Genomic DNA, 18658 nt, shown 5'->3' on the forward strand with positions numbered 1-18658 from the left:
CGCAAAATTCTAATTTTTTGAAAAGATCAAGCTTATAAAAAAGCCTATTAATTTGTTTATTTTTCCTTTTTAAAAATAAAGTATTTAATCTTTTATGTGTTAGGTTAGAAATAGAATTAATAATAAGTTATATATTTGATATATAATCTATTAATGCTTGTTTACTAATTTAATAGTTTTACTAATTTGTAAATCACTAAGGTCTATGATATGTGGATTTTTATATTTTAGAATGGATAATTCAGTACAGGCCAAAATAAAATAAGTATTAGGATATTTCTGTATAATTTCTTCTAAGAGTGAAGTATTTTTGTTTTGGGTTGTATAAATTAGTTTTCTTAAATTGTCTATCTTTTTTTGATATTCTTTATTTAATTTAATACTTGTTATTCCGTTTTGTTGAAGTAAATTTTGGATATATGTTCCTTGCATGGTATATAGACTACCTAATATAATTACTTCTGTAATTGATTTTTCAAGTAATTTGTGTAGTAGTAGTTTAATGGGATGGATGATTGTAAAATTAAAATTGTGTGTTTTTAAAATTTTGTCTAAAACTCTATGAATCGTAATATTAGGAATTATTAGATATTCTATATTTAGTAAGGTTAAGGAGTATAAATAGGGGAGTAGATTCTTAATTAATTCTGTTTCTTGATCTGGTAAATAAGTATTAATTTGATTAAAGTTTGTATTAATCATTATGAAAGGGCAAGTGTTATATCCTCCAAATTTTTCTAAACTTTTATTGTTTAGCTCTTCTATATAATGTAATGTAGAAAAAGATCCTAAGCCCAATATGCCTAATTTATGTTTCATTTTTTTTCTAAAATATAATTTGCAAAAAAGTTGTTAGAATCCGTAATTTTGTATTCCCATTGAATGTCTGTTTTAGATAATATTTTACGCATTACTTCATCGTCGTATTTTCTAGAAATTTCAGTATGTATTAATTCTTCTGCTAAAAAATAAATGGTAGTATTATCTATTGTTACAGATTGATTGGATAAACTTTTTAGATAGCTGATTGCCATTCCTTTTTTTTCATCGTAAATAGGATGGTGTATAAATTTTGATCGATCAAAATTAGCGCCTAATTCCTTATTAATTCTATCTAATAAGTTAAGGTTAAATTCTGCTGTAACGCCCTGATTATCGTTGTATGCTGGTAAAATAATTTCGATGCTTTTTTTGAGATCTACACCTAATAATATTTTATCTCCTTTAGAAAGATGAGATCCTAATTGATAAATATATTCTGTAGCCATTTCATCATCTAGATTACCAATGCTAGAACCAAGGAAAAAGATAATTTTAATTCTATTACTTTGTTTTAAATTTTTAAGTGCTTGAAAATAGTCTGCATGATTAGGTTTTATTATTAAAGTAGGAATTTCTTGTTTTAAATATTGTTCAATGCCTTGTAGTGCATTTAATGAAAAATCTACAGGAATATATTGAAAATTAACTGTACGGTTTACTAGTTCTTTTAATAAATGAACGGTTTTGGTACCATCTCCAGCTCCTAATTCTATTATATCAAATTTATTTTGATTATTAAAACCTAGGCTATTAATTAGTTCATCTGTTTTTCTTTCAAAAATTTCCATTTCAGCTCGGGTAAGGTAATATTCAGGAAGAGCCATAATTTGCTGAAATAAAGCATCTCCTTTTTTATCATAGAAATAGCGAGAGGGCACACTTTTTTGTGTAGGGTTTAGTAATCCTTCTAGAATATCTTTTTTAAATTGTTCGTTCATGTTATAATCTTTTTTTGAAATAGAGCTCTTTTAAAAATTTAATTGATAGAATAATCGTGATGCTAATATTAATTACTAGTTGAAGTTTTATTTACAGTGTTTTAGATTTAATTAGATATTTTTGTATGTACTACTTATTGTTTTTCAATTTTTATTTTTTTTAAAATATTGCTTTAAGAAAATTGAAATTAAATAACTGTATAATATACTAAATGGAAGGGCAAAAATGATTAATAAATTACTTATTGCGTTTAATAAATCATCAGTACCTAGAGCCATTAATCCAATAGAAGTAGAGGTTATTATCGTTCCCCATAAAAGTTTATGATTTTTGGAAGGATTTTCATTACCTCTATCGCTAAAGATAGAAAGTACGTATATAGCAGAGTCTACAGAATTTATAATAGCAATTAAAATAAGTATAATTGCTAGTAAAATGGTAATACTACTGAAAGGATATTGTTCTAAAAACAAAAATAATGAGGTAAAAACATTGTTAAAGATTGTATCGGAAAGGTTTTTTATTTTATTAAAAGCACTATTTCCAAATACAGAAAACCAAATCATACTGGCCATAGCGGGTATGAAGATGGTTGCAATAATATATTCTTTAATGGTTCGTCCTTTAGAAACCCTTGCAATGAAAATTCCAGTAAAAGGAACCCATGCTAACCAAAATGCCCAATAAAAAACGGTCCAATTATTAGTAAAATCTTTAGAAGTATGATAATTTCCGATTGATAAACTCATTTCAAAGAAATGTAAAATATACCTTTTAAAAGCAGTTATCATGGTTGCTATAAAATCATTAAAATTGAGAAAGAAAGCAATAAAAGACATTAATATTAGAGAGCCTATTACATCAAAATCAGCTAAGTATTTTATAACTTTTGAAATACCTGTGAGTGCAGATAATGTCCCAATTAATCCTATGAATAATGCTGTTATAAGTAGAGGAGTATAGCCTAAATTCCATTTAAAATAATAATTAACACCAGCTATAAATTGACCTGTTCCTAATCCTAATGATGCAATAACACCAACAATTGTGATGATAATTATAAAAATAGGAATAGCTGATTTGATAAATTTATTTTGTATAAAATGGGTAATAGCGGCCAAAAAATTTTCTTCTTTTTGTATATATAATCCATAGGAAATAATTAAGCCAAAAAGGCTATACATTGCCCAAGGAGTAAGCCCCCAATGGAAAAAAGCATATTGTAATGCTAAAGATTTTTTTCTATTCCTTGTACTGGTGAATTTTGTAAATAATATGTAGGTTCTTGTACAGCTCTTAGTAAAAGACCTGATCCCATACCGGTACTATATAATAAAGCGATCCATGAAAAAAAAGAATATTCTGGTTTTTCTGTTCCTAGCTTATTTTTACTAAACGGTATGCAGTATATGATAATAGATATAATTACGATAATTAGCCCTAAATATTGATAAAATCTACTAAAATTAGAAAGAATTAAAATATTAATAAAAGAGAGTCCGTTTACTATACTTTTGGGAAATAATAATCCTATTAAAGAAAATAAAAGACTAAAAAGAAAAGCAGAAAGGAATAATTTATGCTCTTTTATTATTTTATTTAGTATATTCATTTATTTTTAGTCTTTTATCTTTTATAATACTAGTTACGAGCCATACATATTCTTTTTTTATTTTATCATATCCAAGAGCTTTAAAACTGTTGCCAAAAGGACATGCAGGCATATCATTATAGCCTTTTCTTAATTCAAAATAATCAGGGTTGTTATTAAATTCTTCTTTAAAAATTTTTCTCATACCATATTTTATTGGTAGTTCATCATGACAGATATAGATTTCTAAAGGAATATTTAATTTTTTTGAGATTGTAGAGTTATTATAATAGTTTTCGCCCATTAAATCTATTAGTAAACCTTTTTGACCTGTATTTAGATCATTTATAGTAAATAAATATTGTGAATCAATAGCATTTTCAGTAATTTCAAATTGGTAACCATTTTCTACCTTAAATTCGTCTGAAACTAATTTTTTATTAGTATTGGTACAAATAAGATGTTGATCTTGTATTTCGTAGTTATTTTGATAACCTTTTTCTTGTAATTCTTTTACTGCGCCTAGTAAGTTGTTTTCATTTAATTTCATATTTCTAAAATTTAATTGTATTCATAGTATATGATAGTATAAGTTTATCTAAATATCTTTTGTCGAAATAAATAACATATTAATGATCATTTTATATTCAAATTTTGTAAAAATATGCTCTTATATTTTGTTCAAAGTTATTTTACTATTCGATGATATTGATTGTGTATATTACATTAATATTTATTAATTTTTCCCTTTTTATTTTATAAAGGAACTAACTTTTCTAGCATTGTAGGAATAAGTTCACTTACTGTTGGATGGATATGAATTCCGTCTCTAAATACAGTATAGGGTTGTTTAGCATACATTAAGTTTGTAAAGCCATTAATAAGCTCATCTCCTCCAATACCTAAGACACAAGCTCCTAAGAAGTGTTGTGTTTTAGCATCAATGATGGCTTCCATAAAGCCAAATGTTTCTCCTTTTTCTTTTGCTCTGCCTATTTTAGTCATGGGTCTGTGTGCTATTAAAATGTCATAACCTTTATTTTGAGCTTCAGTTTTTGTTATTCCTACTCTTCCAAGAGGAGGGTCTATAAATAATCCGTAGGTAGTGATTCGATCACTTATTTTTCTGGTTTTATTACCTAATAGAAAGTTCTCTACGATTTGATAATCATTGTATGCAGTATGTGTAAAAGCTCCTCTGCCGTTACAATCACCCAGAGCAAAAATGCCTTCTACATTGGTTTGACAATAATCGTTTACATTGATATATCCTTTGTTATTTACTTGTATTGAAGTATTTTCTAAACCTAGATAATCTGTATTAGGTAATCTACCAATTGCGAGTAATACATGACTTCCTGTAACACATGTTCCATCTGATTTTGTAATTACTGTGATAGAATTGTCTTCATTTTTTTCTGCATTTATAGTATTAGCATTAAAAATAAATTCAATTCCATCTGCTTTTAGTATTTCTTCTACTGCTTTACTAATTTCTTCATCTTCTTTTCCTATAAGTTTAGATCCTCGTTCTATTATTGTGACTTTACTACCAAATCTTTTAAACATTTGCCCAAATTCAAGTCCAATATAACTTCCACCTATGATGATTAAGTGTTTGGGTAATTTTTGTTCTTCTAGTAATTCTATATTGGTGTAATGGGGAATATGTTGAAATTCAGAAGGAACTAAAGCTCTTCCTCCTACATTAATAAAAATATTTTTTGCGGTTATTATTTCTCCATTAACTTTAATTTCATAATTAGTCAAAAATTTAGCTTCACCTTTGTATAAAGTTATATTAGGATTTTCTTGAATTGCTTGCTCTAATTCATTTCTTGAATTATTGATGAGTTTGTTTTTTCTTTCATTTACTTTAGACAAGTTGGTAATAGTACCACTTGGGATTTCAATACCCAATTCTTCTCCATGAATGGCATCCCAAGCTCTTCTAGCACTAGCAATATATGTTTTTGTTGGGACACATCCATAGTTTAAGCAAGTTCCTCCTATTTTGTTTTTTTCAATAAGTGCAACATTTCCTTTTTTAGCTAATGAAAATGTGAGTGGGGTTCCTGCTTGACCTGAACCAATAATTATATAATCGTAATTTTTCATTTGTATATTATGTAAGATTTAAAGAGTATAGAATAAGATTTATATAAGTTTAATTCCATTTTAGTATTTTTCTTTCTTCCCAATAATCTGTTGGATCTAGAGTATATTTTTTTAATAATTTTATTTCATCTTGTGTTAATTCAAATGTTTTTGCTTTTAGATTAGAAATAAGGTGTTCTATTGAGTTAGCTCCACTTAGTGTGATACTTCCTGGAAAACTATCCATACAAAATCGTATTGCTATAGCATCTATGGAAGTTTTGTGTTTTTGAGCTAATTCAATAAGTCTTTCTCTTATTAAATTGTAGTGTTTAAATTCTTTGGAAAGTAATCTTCCATTTGCTAAAGCTTCTTTTATAATTACTTTTTTATTAATTAGTAAATCTTTGATTTCTATTATACTTTGATCTAGAATATTATAGGTAAATTGATAAGAGGTAAATAATGGGAGATTGTTATCTGTAATTTGACATGCTTTTTTAATTACTTCTTTTTGATAAGGACCACTGGTTGATAAACCTATTTCTATATTGTATTGTTTTTTTATTTGAAAGAGTTCTTCTAGTATGGTGTTATTTTCTAAAACGTTGCTTTCATGAGTAACAGAATGAATTTGATAGATTTTTAAATGAGGAAGGAGTTGTTTTGATTTTTCCCATTGAGTTATTAGTTTTTGATAGCTATGATCTTTTACTTCATGTTGAATGGCATTTTCGTTAAAATTTGCTACATATGTATAGCCCCATTTTGTAGAAATAGTAATAAAAGGAGAATTATTTTTTTTAAAAATTGATAAGCATATCTTCAGCAATACCATAACTGGGAGAAGTGTCAAAATGAGTTATTCCTAATGAATGCGCTTTATTTAAAAATTCTACCCCATTTAATTTATATTTTAATATATTATTATGGTCTTTTATTTTTGTATTGTGTACATTTATGTAAAGAGGTCTACCTACAGCAGCGGTACCTAAGCCAATGTCAGAAGGATTAAGATGTTTTAATTTTTCAGTATTAATTGCTTTTGAAAAATTTTTAATTAAATAACGTAATTTTGGATTAATTATATTTTCACAAAAGGGTTTTTCAGGATTAGAATGATAATAATTTAGTTGCTCTTGTACGTTAAGTTTAAACTCTAAAAAGGTAAGACTTGTGTGATAATTTTATCTTGAAAATCTTTTTGCAATTGCTTTATAGTATTAAGAGCATATTCTTTATCATTTTTATTAAAATAATAGATTGCAGATCTATATTTTTCTCTCATACTATGATTTGAGGTACAACTATGTGTATGTAAATGGATTTCTATTAATAAAGGTAATGATATGAGTTTTGGATCATAATATAGCACAATAGCTTCAGAAAAATTTTGATTTTGATTTTTTGATCGAATCCAGCCTTGCTTTACTTTTTCAACTCCCTTTAATGATTGAAAAATGGCTTCAGTACACCAGTGGCAACTTCCACCAAACCCTATTTTTTCTAAGTTCATATTAATTCCATTTAAAACCTTTTGAAACAAAAGGCATCCATTGTTCATTTTTTTTAATATAAGAGGAAATAAATGGGCAAAAAGGATAAATTTCTAGTCGGTTGTCTTTTGCAAAATTTAAAATATTTTCAACTAATAATTTTCCTATTCCTTTTCCAGTTAATTCGTCTGGTACTAAGGTATGTGTTAGGCAAATTTTTTCAGACATCATATAAAATTCTGTATAAGCTGTACTATTTTGAATGGTAACTTCAAATCTTTTTAAAGAGTCGTTTTTTAAAAAAATATATTGCATGACTTTTATTAATTTTAGGATATTTTTAAATTAAATCTGTAGAAAAATAGACGATATTACTTACTGTTTTATGAACGGGACATTTAGAAGCTATTTCTTTTAGTTTTTCTTTTTGTTTTAACGTTAGATTTCCTATTAATTTTATTTTTTTATTTATGTGGTCTAATTTTCCCATATCATCTATCTCTAAACCTAGTTCTGAGGCATGTTTCTTATCATAAGAAAGATATACATATACTTCTTTTAAATCCCAGTTTTTTCTTTCTGCATAGAGTTTTAATGTTAAGGAGGTACAAGATCCAATAGAAGCACTGAGTAGTTCGTATGGAGAAAGACCTAAATCAGTACCACCATATGCTACAGGTTCATCTCCTTTTATATAGTTAGATGTTGTATAAATATGATTTAAAAATCCTTCTTCAGGTTTATGATGCACTAATACTTGTTCACTTTGTGTAGATTTTAGGGTAGTTTTTATAGAATTTTGAATATTAATGTATCTTTTTACCCAAGTGCCTATTATATTAGCTACATAATAAGCATCTTCTTTATTGGTTATTAAATGATCAGCACCATCTAAGGTGATAAAGCTTTTAGGATGTCTTGCTTTATGATATAAATTAGCAGCATTTTCTATTTCTACAATATTATCTTGTGGTGAGTGTATAATAAGAAGAGGTTTTCTAAGTTTTTGTATTTCATCTTCTAAATCATATTTTTTTAAATCATCAATAAATTGTTTTTTAATAGCAAAAGGTCTGCCTCCTATAGAAATATTTGCTTTCCCAACTTGTATAATGGTTTCTTCGGCATCTAAAAAATGCTGAGTTATATGTTTAACAAATGAAGGCGTTGCAATAGTAACAATTGCTTCAATGTTAGGTAATAAATTAGCCGTAATGATGGTAGCTGCGCCTCCTAATGAATGTCCGATTAAAATTGAAGCGGCTGTATAGTGTTTTGATAAATAATTATTAACATCTAATAAATCAGAAATATTATTAGAGAAATTAGTTTCGCTAAAATCTCCTTCGCTATGTCCTAGTCCAGTAAAATCAAAACTTAAAACACTAATCCCTGAATGTGTAAGTTCATTTGAAATGTTTTTTACAACAGCCAAGGAGGAGGAACAAGTAAAACAATGAGCAAATATAGCAATCTTATTTACTACTCCAGAAATAGGTATATATAACTGGGCAGATAGTAATAAACCTTTTTTATTTTCTATTTCAAGTTTTATTTTGTTCATATCTTAGAATAATATTTTATTATTGTATTTCTTTTTAAATGATTTATTAATCATATTATGTAGTAACCTTTAAAATTGAATTCGTCAGATTTTACAGCTTTAATTATTCTTTTTTATTATTATGATCAGAAAATGTGATTTCTTGATCTACAGTAAAAGAGTTTAAAATGTAAAGAGTGTCAGTGTTAGCACAATACAAACAATCATCTTGTAAAGTTAAATCTACAGTATAACCATTATGAATTAATTTATTTATTATTAGATCTTTTTCCATATTTTTTAAAATATTATTTTTTAACTAATCGTAATCCACAAAAATGCCATCTCATATTTGGATGGAAAAAATTTCGATAGGTTTTTCTACTGTGATTTTTAGGTGTTGCAATTGATGCTCCTCTAAGAACCATTTGATTGATCATAAATTTTCCGTTGTATTCTCCTAATGCTCCTGGTGCTTTATTGTAATTAGGGTAAGGATGATATGCACTAGAAGTCCATTCCCAGAGTTTTCCCCATGAAAATTTATCTGAAGCTATTTCCCATTCAAACTCAGTAGGAAGTCGCATATTTTTATATTCAGCAAAAGCAAATGCTTCATAAAATGAGATATGTTTTATAGGTTCTTCTAAATTGATTTTTTGTAAACCATTTAGATCATAATGATACCATTCATCATTCATTTTATGCCAGTATAAAGGACTTTCTATTTTATTATGGTTTATCCAGTGCCAGCCTTCATCATGCCAAAAATTAAAATTTTGATATCCTTTATCTTCTATAAATTGAATGTATTCTTTATTTGTAACTAAATTGGAAGAAATTTGAAAAGAAGGAATAAAAACCTTATGAATTCCTAGTTCATTATCAAAACAAAAGGTATGACCTTGATGACCAATCGTATATAATCCTTCTTCAATTTTTATGAATTTAGATTCTTTGTTTTCAACATCAGTTTGAAATTCACTATTATATGCTGGAAATAAGGGTTGATTACCAAAAATATATTTTATATCATAAATAAAAAGTTCTTGATGTTGCTCTTCATGATTTATACCTACATTAATAATTTCTAAAATCTCAATGGAAGGATTCGTTGCTAAAAAATGTATCATTTGTTGTGTTACATAGGTTCTATATTGATATACCTCTTCTACTGTTGGTCTAGTCATTAATCCACGTGAAGGTCTTATAATTCTTTTCCTATATTATTATAATAGCTATTAAATAAATAGGAAAAATTATGATTGTACACTTTATAATTTTTTACATATTGAGTCAGTATGAATTCTTCCCAAAACCAAGTGGTATGTCCTAAATGCCATTTGGGAGGAGATACAAATTCAACAGGTTGTAGAGAATAGTCTTCAGTAACAAGAGGCTTACACAGTTCTTCTGAATAAGTACGAATTTTTAAAAATTTATCTATTAGGGTTTTAGTCATGATAATAATATTTTTGCAACGATTTTTTGTAATTCAGGGACTATTTCTTCTTTGAACCATTTGTTTTTGTATGCCATCTAAAGTTTAATGGTGATGGATGAACTAGGGGAAAATATTCTGGTAAAAAGAGGGAATAGTGAAATACTCGATCTGTTAAATTTTTATAAGGGGCGTTTTTAAGATAATATTCCTGAGAATAGTTTCCTATTAATATAGTTAGTTGAATATTTTTTAAGTGTTCAAATATTTTATGATGCCATTGTGGAGCACATTCTTTTCTAGGAGGTAAATCACCTGTTTTACCTTTTCCCGGAAAACAAAATCCCATAGGTACTATTGCAAATAAATTAGGGTTATAGAATTGTTCTTTATTAACCCCTAACCAATATCTTAATGTGTCTCCGCTCAAATCATCAAAAGGAATTCCTTTTTCATGTGTTATTTGTCCAGGAGCTTGTGCTATAATTAATATTTTAGCATTACTATTAATTTGATAAATAGGCTTAGGCGAATAAGGCAAAAAAGCATTGCAGATAAGGCAGGTATCTATATCTTGTTTTAATTTTTCTAACATATTTTAAATACTGTTTTATATATATGCTTAATGTCATAATCAGGAGTTATGATATATTTTTGACCTAGAATAACCATTAATTTTTATTTGTTGTATTAAATAAGTTTTTAATGTTATTTATTAAACCTGATAATTCATTAAATGAGTAATCTTTAAAATTTTTTATTCGTACTTATGGAAACTATATGAATATAACTTAGAAATAAGTATAAATTAAAATAGCTATTAGTACTATAAGTAACGGTTTTAATGTTTTATTCACCACCATAAATTCCAAGATACATTGAATATTTTTCTGTTTTTAAATCGTTATAGGAATTTTTACTAAGGCTTTAATAGTACCAAGGCTAATTATTTTATACATATTATTCTTCAATTTTTACACCACGCCAAAAAGCAACATAGTTTTTTATACTCTCAGCTAGCGGAGATGGGCTAGGATAGTACCAAGCAGCATCATTATTTTCTATGTCTTCTATTTTAATAGTATAGTAAGAAGCTAATCCTTTCCAAGGACAAGTGGTATGCGTGATACTCTCCTTAAAATATTCTTTTTTAGACTATCTGGTGGAAAATAATGATTTCCTTCAATCACTATTGTCTCGTTACTTTCAGCTATTATTATATCGTTATAAATTGCTTTCATGTTCTCTTTTAAATTTAATATATTTTATGAATATCTTTTAGTAAATTTCGTTTATTATGAAGTTGTTACCATTGAAGTTGCATGTATCTCCCCTTTTTTTTCCCATTATACATTGATAAATAGGGGCTTTAGAAGAAATGCTTAAGAATTCTTTTCCATTAAAATTAAATTTTCCATCAGCAGTTGCAATAACCATGTAATTATCATTAACCTTAATGACTGCTCCTGGTTCAACTTTTGTTGATTTTTCAAATGATAAAGCTTTAATTTCTTCTAGATGATGTTCGTGTTCATGTACTTGGAAGTCTAATTTTTTTCTTAATTGTTCTTCTTGTCTATGATGTGATTGGTCATCTTGATCAATTACATCATATCTGTTAAGCATTGTACCTTTTACAAAATCAATTAGATTTTGTTCTGAGTTATGAATATGATATGTTTCATTTTCAATTAAAAACTTCTTTAATTCTTTTTTGTTCATGGTGATAACTATTTAGAGTTCGTTTTTTAAATCTTGTATTTTATGAAAAATAAGAGGAGGAAAGTTATGATGATATAGGTTACATGATTGACATTTTTTTAAAGCTAATGGATCTTCATTTTCAATTTCATGTGCTGGAAAAATGCTAAAAACTAATTCGTGGTATATAATCGTAAAATAAAACTGTTTGTCTTCTACAGAAATATCTGATTTTTTAATTTTTTGCAATATTAATTTAGCACTATTTATAATACTTAGTATTTCTCTAACTCCATCTATTTTTAATATTTCTGTATCAGAATGTACATCGATTGAAATGGTTTCAAAACTTTGAAAAAATAGTTTTATAGCTCTTTTTCCATAAATAATTTGAGATTTTTGATAGGCTATTCTTTCATAACTAAAACTTTTTATATTATTTTGAAAGAATATGTAGAGTTCATGTATTTGCTCTACATCATGTTTAATTAAAGATAATTTATTATCTTCATCTATTTGTTCTTGAACTATTTTATTAGCATCTAATTGTGCTTTTAGTGCTAAGTAAATAAGTATAGATCCTATAAATTGAGAGATAGGTGAGGTTATACCTCCAATAGTATCTCCAACGGTTCCGTATTTACCTAAAAAATTGATACCTAATGTAGATATACTAAATGGTAGTATGATAGTAAGTAAAGCACCAAATAGCAAAATCCATTTAGCATAAATGTCTACATTATTTTTTTTGAAAATCATATTTATTATTTAATACTCCTTTCAAACACTTCACCCACCGCTACGTCATAATTTAAAAAAAGGTCTTTTTACCTCTTTCTTTATATTTTTTATGTTCAGGATGTTTGTCCCAACTTTCAAAAGATTCTTTATCTCTGAAATATACTACTAACATATTATATTCATTTTGTCCATTAAAGACTTCATGTCCTTCGTAACCATCAATTTGGCTAACATAGGTGGTAGCATGTTGATATAGTTTGTTAAATTCTTCTTGAAATTTAGGGTTTACTTTAAATTTAAATGCCGCTACTATCATTTGTTTAATAATTAAAATCGTTTATATGTCATAACCTACAAAACCTTGGAAGTTAAATTTTCCTGTTTTTCCTTGGTAAGATTTTGTATATTTTACTTTGTATTCACCAGTATGTTGTAGTCCTTTATTATGAATGGAGAAATATTTTATTGTAAAAGTTTGAAATGAGCCTAAGCAATAGGCATATTTATTATTATGACTTATATACATATCTTTTAAGTCAGGATAATGGTCTTTATTTTTTACAGTAGTATAAGGAAGAATTTTGATTATATTTCCATTTTCATCTAGTTTATAGGGAGTAATTACATTTGTTCCAAAACTTACAGCATAAAAATATTTATAATCGGGAGAAACTGCTGACCAACAAGCTTCATCTATATCAGAAGAGGCACCTGTTTCGTATCCATTAACTTTATTAATTTTAGAAGGGGTTATTTCTAAAACTACTAATCCTTGATTGTCTTTTGTCTTTATAGGATTAAAATAAGTTACATACAATAGATTATCTTTTTTGCTCCAATTAAAACCTACTGCACCAATAAGACCTTCTTCTTCAAAAATTCTTTTGTTTGATGTTTGTCCATTGTTAAAATCATAAACAATTACTTGACTCGGTTTAACAAATTTAGGATTAGGATCTTCAGTTAAAAAATGGGGGATTCCCCAAGTTGTTAGTGCTAACTGATTACCACTATGACTAAAAATGACTTGTACAGGACCACCCCAATAGCGTTTATAGCTATCTAATAATTTATTAAAAGTCAGTTTTCCTGTTTTGGTATTAAATTTATAGAGTGATATATTTCTATCTTTATCAGAAAAGTCTTTTGATTTTAAGTTTTGCTTAAAAAAGTCTTTATTAGGAAGTTCAATATATTTATCTCCATCATAAAGAGCTGTAGGAATTCCCCATTGATTTGCGACCACTACCCAATACGTATCTGATTCTGTCTTACTTTTAGTATATGTTATACTAACAGGTTTTTGACCATGAGATGTTACAATATCATTTTTTTTAAGATTCCCAGTTTTTCTATCTAGGTTAAAAACAGATACAGTATTATCACCAGTATTAATAGTTAATAGATAATTATCAATTATCTGGATTGCTCCTTGACTGTCATAATCACCATTAACAGGCGCAGAACTATTAGAACCTCCTTTACCACCTGTTGGATATACTTTTTCTTTTTCTAATGTTCCATCAGAAAACCGTGCTAATTGTATAATTTGATTATCATTTTCTCCGTTTGTTGAAGTATAGACATATCCTACTATTGTTTTTTCTTTTTTGAAATGATTTTGTTTTTTTTCTTGTTACAACTAATAAGAATGCTTGAAAGTAGAGTAATAATGATAAGACTATACTTATTTTTTATTGATAATTTAAACATCATTGTTATTCATTTTTAATTAGATCTATTCATTTTAGTTTGTCTTGGTATAATTTTTTAAAATTTCTTAATTTAGGATTTATGATAGCAGAACAATAAACATTTTTATCTTTATTGTTATTGTAATAATTTTGATGATATTCTTCTGCTAAAAAAAAATGTTTAAACATTACTAATTCAGTATTGATAGGATCTTCTAATTTTTCTTGTATTTCTTTTATAACCTTCATAGCAGTTTCTTTTTCTTCTTTGCTTCTATAAAAAATTACACTTCTATATTGACTATCTGTACCAGTAGCTTGTGTATTTGTTATTGTGGGATCATGTGTAGTTAAGTGTATTTTTATTAAATCAGCATATGAGATAATATTAGGATTATAAGTAAATTGAATTACTTCTGCATGACCTGTAATACCAGAAGAAACTTCACGGTATGTTGGATTAGAGATTTTTCCTCCACTATAGCCGTTTTCTACTTTTTCAACTCCTTTTAGTTGTTCAAAGACAGCTTCAGTACACCAAAAACATCCGCCACCAAAAGTTGCTTTTTTTAGATTATGATTAATTCTTTTTAATGCTATTATATTTATACAATAACGTAAACTACCAGACACAGAATCATCTCGATATACATGTCCTAGATGAGCATCACAAGTATTACAAGTAGCCTCTATTTGATAGAATCCGAAGGATCTATCTTTATGATAAGCAATTGTATTTTTTTTTTATAGGTTGGCTAAAAATAGGTAACGTACTATTACTGTTTAGTTTTTGATCAGAATCAAACAGTAATGTATTACAACAAATACAGTTATATTGTTCTGCTTCAAAAAAACTAGGCGACTCTGAGTTAAGTTTTTTTCACCAGCCTTTTTTCTAGTAAAAGAATATTGTTCTTTAGTTAAAATGTTTTTCCATTCCTGATCACTTTTTTCTATTCTTTTATCAGGTATAGGATTACCTGTAGTTACAAACTTTATAATATCAAGCCACCTTAGCATTACTTTATTGTATAATAAGATTAAAAACTATTTATTATTATGTAAAAGCTCTTGAATTTTTAAGTCTATTCTTAAAAGAGCATTGTTAGGATCTGAACCAAAAATGGAATAAATAACATTTAGGTTTTCATCCGTAATTATCCAGTGAGGTGTTCCCCCTGCTTGATAATCTATAAAGGTGCTATTATAATTAGCATCACGGAAATATTCAAAATTTATATAAAATTCAGATTTACAATCAATAAGTTGTTGATTTGAAAAATCTACCCCTTCAAAATTTGTATGAATACCTACAACATTAATTTTGTGTTTATATTCAATATTTAACCAATTTGCAAAAGGAATAGCTCTTCCTTTACATCCTGGACATCCTAGATTAAAAAAAAGTATAACAAGAGGCTTTCCTTTGTAGAAATCGACGGTATTGATTTTTATAGTATCATTAATTGATAATAAAGTCCAATCTTTTATTTTTTCATTTAGTATCATAATAGTTTATCCTTATTAATTAAAAGTGTTAATCTTTCTAATTCGTTTGTTCCTTTAGAATTTATTTCCTTTTTTTAATATGTTTTTTCTAAATAATGAAGGAGCAAGTCCCGTTTCTGATTTAAAAAAACTACTAAGTGAATGTATGTCACTAAAGTTTAGCTCTTCCGCAATTTCTTTGATTGATTTTTCAGTATTTTCTAAAAGTATCTTTATTTGTAAAACTCTTCTATTTTTAATTTTTTTAAAAGGTGTACCTAAATTGTATTTTTTAAAAATATTATACAATGTTTTAGGTGATACATTAAGTAACTCCGCATAATTCTTTACAGTAGCTATGTCTTTATAATTTTCTTCTACTAATATGTGATACTTTCTTAGTATTAATACCTCGTACTCTAATTGTAAATTGTTAGGCATTATCATTTTTACTTTATATACACCAAAAATTAAAATGTATTCAAGTAGATTTAATACAATAGAAGGACAACATTTTGATTCATTTTTAGATAGGTATCCAATGATTTGCCAAGTTTGTCTAAAATGATCATCTTTTTTACTATTAGGGGAAAGATGTATTATTGTATTGGCATTTGTATTATAAAAAAGTTTAGTGAAATATTCTGTATTAATTGAAGTTTTATATTTAAATAAGAAGTCTTTTTTAAATGTTAAATATTTGATATTAGGCTTTTTATTTATTTCAATTGTGCTTATATCATTAACAAATAAAATAGAATCTTTTGGTAATTGAATTTCTTTATTATCAATCTTTAATTTTATTTCAGATTCAGTCCAAATTATTATAAATTCATTAGAAAACTTAATGTTGAAATATTCAGAATCATTTGCTTTTATTTCTGAGAATGACAATAGGTCTGTTATCGGAAAATTCATTCCATTATTGTACATGTTTTATATACCTTTCTTTTTATTTAAATCTTATTTTATATGTGCAAGGTATCTTTATTATTATTTTTGATAGTTATTAAAAAATCCTAATTATTTGTTTAAATTTCCTTTGATATCGTATCTAATGAAATAACTATTTTTATTTTATGTTTTGATTAATTTTAAAGATTATAATTCATTTTGTATTTTTTAATATGATTTATAAAAGTTTAATAATCTGAGGTATAAAGAAATATTTACTTATGATACCCTATATATAAAATGAGATTATACAGTTACATTAATGAATTATTAAAATTAAGTTTAAATTTGTCGTGAGTTTTTATACATCAGATTTAAGGTAAACTCTTTTATTTTTATGTAATTTTGGAGATATGTATACATCTAGCGATATATTTGAAATTAGTTCTAAAAAAGAATTCGAAAAGCTTACTTTAAAAATTTTTCGTTTTCAGTATAATAATAATTTAGTTTACCAAAGGTTTTGTTCTTTATTAAAAAGGATGTAACTAATGTAAAAAGGATACAAGATATTCCTTTTTACCCGTTCAGTTTTTTAAATCAAATGATATTTTAAGTTCGGGAGATGATATACAAATGATTTTTACAAGTAGTGGTACTACAGGTATGACTACTAGTAAACATTGTGTTACAGATTTATCATTTTACGAAAAAAGTTATAGGCAAGCTTTTAAACAATTTTATGGTAATGTAGAAGATTATATTATTTTAGCATTATTGCCATCTTATTTAGAAAGAGAAGGATCCTCTTTAATTTATATGGTAGATGATTTAATTCAGCTATCTAATAATACAGAAAGTGGTTTTTATTTAAATAATTATCAAGAGCTTGTAGAAAAATTAATTAGATTGGATAAAGAAGGACATAATATCTTGTTGATAGGTGTAACTTATGCTTTATTAGATTTGATAGAAGAACATAAATTTAATTTAAAGAATACTATCATCATGGAAACTGGTGGTATGAAAGGACGTAGAAAAGAAATTATTAGAGAAGAATTACATACAATGCTTTGTGATGGTTTTGGGGTACCTGTAGTGCATTCAGAATACGGTATGACAGAGTTATTATCTCAAGCATATTCTTTAGGAAACGGAATTTTCGAATGTCCTGCATGGATGAAAATTATGATTCGAGATTCCGAAGATGCCTTAACATTACTTCCTGATGGTAAAGTGGGAGGGGTTAATATAATTGATCTTGCGAATATAAATTCATGCTCATTTATAGCAACCCAAGATTTAGGGAAAATAATAGATCACAATTCTTTTGAAATCCTTGGACGATTTGATAATTCAGATATTAGAGGTTGTAATTTAATGGTCATATAATCTTTATAATACTATTTCATATGCAGTCCTATAGAAAGATCTAATTATTAATAAACTTCAATAACTGCTAAAACAACACAATAATTTTTATAAAATGAAAAAAACACTTATTGCTCCATCTATTCTTGCTGCTGATTTTGCTAATCTACAAAGAGATATTGAAATGATTAATACTAGCGAAGCTGATTGGTTTCATATAGATATCATGGATGGCGTTTTTGTACCTAATATATCTTTTGGAATGCCTGTCTTAGAAGCAATTAAAAGACATGCTAAAAAAACAATTGATGTACATTTAATGATAGTAGATCCAGATCGTTATATTTCTACTTTTAAAAAACTAGGAGCTGATATTTTAACAGTGCACTTAGAAGCTTGTGTACATTTGCATAGAACTATTCAGGCTATAAAATCAGAAGGTATGAAAGCAGGTGTAGCTCTAAATCCTCATACTAATATTGCATTATTAGAAGAAGTAATTCAGGATATAGATTTAGTTTGTATTATGAGTGTAAATCCTGGTTTTGGAGGGCAATTATTTATAGAAAATACTTATTCTAAAATTAAAAAATTAAAAGAATTAATTAAAAGAAAAGAAGCTTCTACTTTGATTGAAATAGATGGAGGAGTTACTACTCAAAATGCAAAAAAATTAGTTGAAGCAGGTGCAGATGTTTTAGTTGCTGGAAGTTTTGTATTTAATTCAAATAATCCTCAAAAAACAATAGTTGAACTTAAAGAAGTGGTTAGTAAATAAATAAAGAATTTTAAAGGTATGTGTTTATCAAGTCCTAAATATGATTATACAGATTATTTAGG

General features: G+C 26.7%; 22 protein-coding genes and 2 pseudogenes. 2 read left to right on the forward strand and 22 right to left on the reverse strand.

The features are described 5' to 3' along the window. Positions 1 to 150: 150 nt before the first annotated feature. The 22 genes and pseudogenes from JJC03_RS14760 to JJC03_RS14860 all read right to left on the reverse strand — a co-directional run bounded on the left by JJC03_RS14760 (position 151) and on the right by JJC03_RS14860 (position 16486). Positions 151 to 819 carry an aspartate/glutamate racemase family protein gene (locus JJC03_RS14760; protein WP_235873567.1) on the reverse strand — a complete coding sequence of 223 codons (669 nt, stop codon included), beginning with the start codon at positions 817 to 819 and terminating at the stop codon, positions 151 to 153. Beyond that, positions 816 to 1760, reverse strand: a complete 945-nt coding sequence (locus JJC03_RS14765; RefSeq protein WP_088399200.1) for an L-histidine N(alpha)-methyltransferase — start codon at positions 1758 to 1760, stop codon at positions 816 to 818. The genes JJC03_RS14760 and JJC03_RS14765 overlap by 4 nt, the downstream gene beginning before the upstream one ends. Positions 1761 to 1904: 144 nt before the next feature. Beyond that, a pseudogene (locus JJC03_RS14770) lies at positions 1905 to 3373 on the reverse strand (BCCT family transporter). Next, on the reverse strand, positions 3357 to 3902 hold the full coding sequence (locus JJC03_RS14780) for a hypothetical protein (protein ID WP_088445313.1): 546 nt from the start codon (positions 3900 to 3902) through the stop codon (positions 3357 to 3359). The pseudogene JJC03_RS14770 and the gene JJC03_RS14780 overlap by 17 nt, the downstream one beginning before the upstream one ends. A gap of 206 nt (positions 3903 to 4108) precedes the next feature. Continuing rightward, the gene (locus tag JJC03_RS14785) at positions 4109 to 5470 is read right to left on the reverse strand and encodes a mercuric reductase (RefSeq protein ID WP_235873569.1); all 1362 of its coding nucleotides are present in this window, start codon (positions 5468 to 5470) and stop codon (positions 4109 to 4111) included. Positions 5471 to 5519: 49 nt separating this feature from the next. Then, complete coding sequence (locus tag JJC03_RS14790) at positions 5520 to 6287, reverse strand: aldo/keto reductase (protein ID WP_235873570.1); 768 nt, start codon at positions 6285 to 6287, stop codon at positions 5520 to 5522. A gap of 321 nt (positions 6288 to 6608) precedes the next feature. Beyond that, entirely contained in the window at positions 6609 to 6965 is a 357-nt protein-coding gene (locus JJC03_RS14795) for a peptide-methionine (S)-S-oxide reductase (protein ID WP_309597677.1), read from the reverse strand. Between the two features lies 1 nt (position 6966). Continuing rightward, positions 6967 to 7260, reverse strand: a complete 294-nt coding sequence (locus tag JJC03_RS14800; protein WP_103715282.1) for a GNAT family N-acetyltransferase — start codon at positions 7258 to 7260, stop codon at positions 6967 to 6969. A 25-nt stretch (positions 7261 to 7285) separates the two neighbouring features. Beyond that, positions 7286 to 8509, reverse strand: coding sequence for a bifunctional alpha/beta hydrolase/OsmC family protein (locus JJC03_RS14805; RefSeq protein ID WP_235873571.1), 1224 nt, complete (start codon positions 8507 to 8509; stop codon positions 7286 to 7288). A gap of 103 nt (positions 8510 to 8612) precedes the next feature. Further along, positions 8613 to 8783, reverse strand: a complete 171-nt coding sequence (locus JJC03_RS14810) for a hypothetical protein (protein WP_235873572.1) — start codon at positions 8781 to 8783, stop codon at positions 8613 to 8615. Between the two features lie 13 nt (positions 8784 to 8796). Then, positions 8797 to 9678 carry an SUMF1/EgtB/PvdO family nonheme iron enzyme gene (locus JJC03_RS14815; RefSeq protein WP_309597678.1) on the reverse strand — a complete coding sequence of 294 codons (882 nt, stop codon included), beginning with the start codon at positions 9676 to 9678 and terminating at the stop codon, positions 8797 to 8799. Between the two features lie 17 nt (positions 9679 to 9695). Further along, positions 9696 to 9950 (reverse strand): DinB family protein, encoded by a 255-nt coding sequence (locus tag JJC03_RS18965; RefSeq protein ID WP_309597679.1) that lies wholly within the window; start codon positions 9948 to 9950, stop codon positions 9696 to 9698. Between the two features lie 40 nt (positions 9951 to 9990). Beyond that, positions 9991 to 10524, reverse strand: coding sequence for a uracil-DNA glycosylase family protein (locus JJC03_RS14820; protein ID WP_309597680.1), 534 nt, complete (start codon positions 10522 to 10524; stop codon positions 9991 to 9993). A 365-nt stretch (positions 10525 to 10889) separates the two neighbouring features. Then, complete coding sequence (locus JJC03_RS19500; protein ID WP_309597809.1) at positions 10890 to 11057, reverse strand: DUF427 domain-containing protein; 168 nt, start codon at positions 11055 to 11057, stop codon at positions 10890 to 10892. A 150-nt stretch (positions 11058 to 11207) separates the two neighbouring features. Beyond that, complete coding sequence (locus tag JJC03_RS14830) at positions 11208 to 11651, reverse strand: hypothetical protein (RefSeq protein WP_235873573.1); 444 nt, start codon at positions 11649 to 11651, stop codon at positions 11208 to 11210. A 12-nt stretch (positions 11652 to 11663) separates the two neighbouring features. Further along, positions 11664 to 12389, reverse strand: a complete 726-nt coding sequence (locus JJC03_RS14835) for a hypothetical protein (RefSeq protein WP_088399232.1) — start codon at positions 12387 to 12389, stop codon at positions 11664 to 11666. Between the two features lie 52 nt (positions 12390 to 12441). Then, positions 12442 to 12687, reverse strand: a complete 246-nt coding sequence (locus JJC03_RS14840; RefSeq protein WP_235873574.1) for an antibiotic biosynthesis monooxygenase family protein — start codon at positions 12685 to 12687, stop codon at positions 12442 to 12444. A 21-nt stretch (positions 12688 to 12708) separates the two neighbouring features. Further along, on the reverse strand, positions 12709 to 13968 hold the full coding sequence (locus JJC03_RS14845) for a beta-propeller fold lactonase family protein (protein ID WP_235874393.1): 1260 nt from the start codon (positions 13966 to 13968) through the stop codon (positions 12709 to 12711). A gap of 145 nt (positions 13969 to 14113) precedes the next feature. Next, positions 14114 to 14797, reverse strand: a complete 684-nt coding sequence (msrA, locus tag JJC03_RS14850; protein ID WP_258932633.1) for a peptide-methionine (S)-S-oxide reductase MsrA — start codon at positions 14795 to 14797, stop codon at positions 14114 to 14116. Next, complete coding sequence (locus tag JJC03_RS19300) at positions 14784 to 14891, reverse strand: peptide-methionine (R)-S-oxide reductase (RefSeq protein WP_374226270.1); 108 nt, start codon at positions 14889 to 14891, stop codon at positions 14784 to 14786. Before JJC03_RS19300 ends, msrA begins: the two co-directional genes overlap by 14 nt. 221 nt (positions 14892 to 15112) lie before the next feature. After that, the gene (locus tag JJC03_RS14855; protein ID WP_088399240.1) at positions 15113 to 15574 is read right to left on the reverse strand and encodes a TlpA family protein disulfide reductase; all 462 of its coding nucleotides are present in this window, start codon (positions 15572 to 15574) and stop codon (positions 15113 to 15115) included. Between the two features lie 54 nt (positions 15575 to 15628). Beyond that, positions 15629 to 16486 (reverse strand): helix-turn-helix domain-containing protein, encoded by an 858-nt coding sequence (locus tag JJC03_RS14860; RefSeq protein ID WP_088445305.1) that lies wholly within the window; start codon positions 16484 to 16486, stop codon positions 15629 to 15631. A gap of 374 nt (positions 16487 to 16860) precedes the next feature. On the opposite strand from JJC03_RS14860, the pseudogene JJC03_RS14865 reads away from it, so the two are divergent. Then, a pseudogene (locus JJC03_RS14865) lies at positions 16861 to 17839 on the forward strand (LuxE/PaaK family acyltransferase). Between the two features lie 94 nt (positions 17840 to 17933). Then, positions 17934 to 18596: a ribulose-phosphate 3-epimerase gene (rpe, locus tag JJC03_RS14870; RefSeq protein ID WP_103715285.1), complete on the forward strand. Its 663-nt coding sequence runs from the start codon at positions 17934 to 17936 to the stop codon at positions 18594 to 18596. The last annotated feature ends 62 nt before the right edge of the window (positions 18597 to 18658 follow it).

Source organism: Flavobacterium oreochromis (assembly GCF_019565455.1).
Classification (GTDB): domain Bacteria; phylum Bacteroidota; class Bacteroidia; order Flavobacteriales; family Flavobacteriaceae; genus Flavobacterium; species Flavobacterium oreochromis.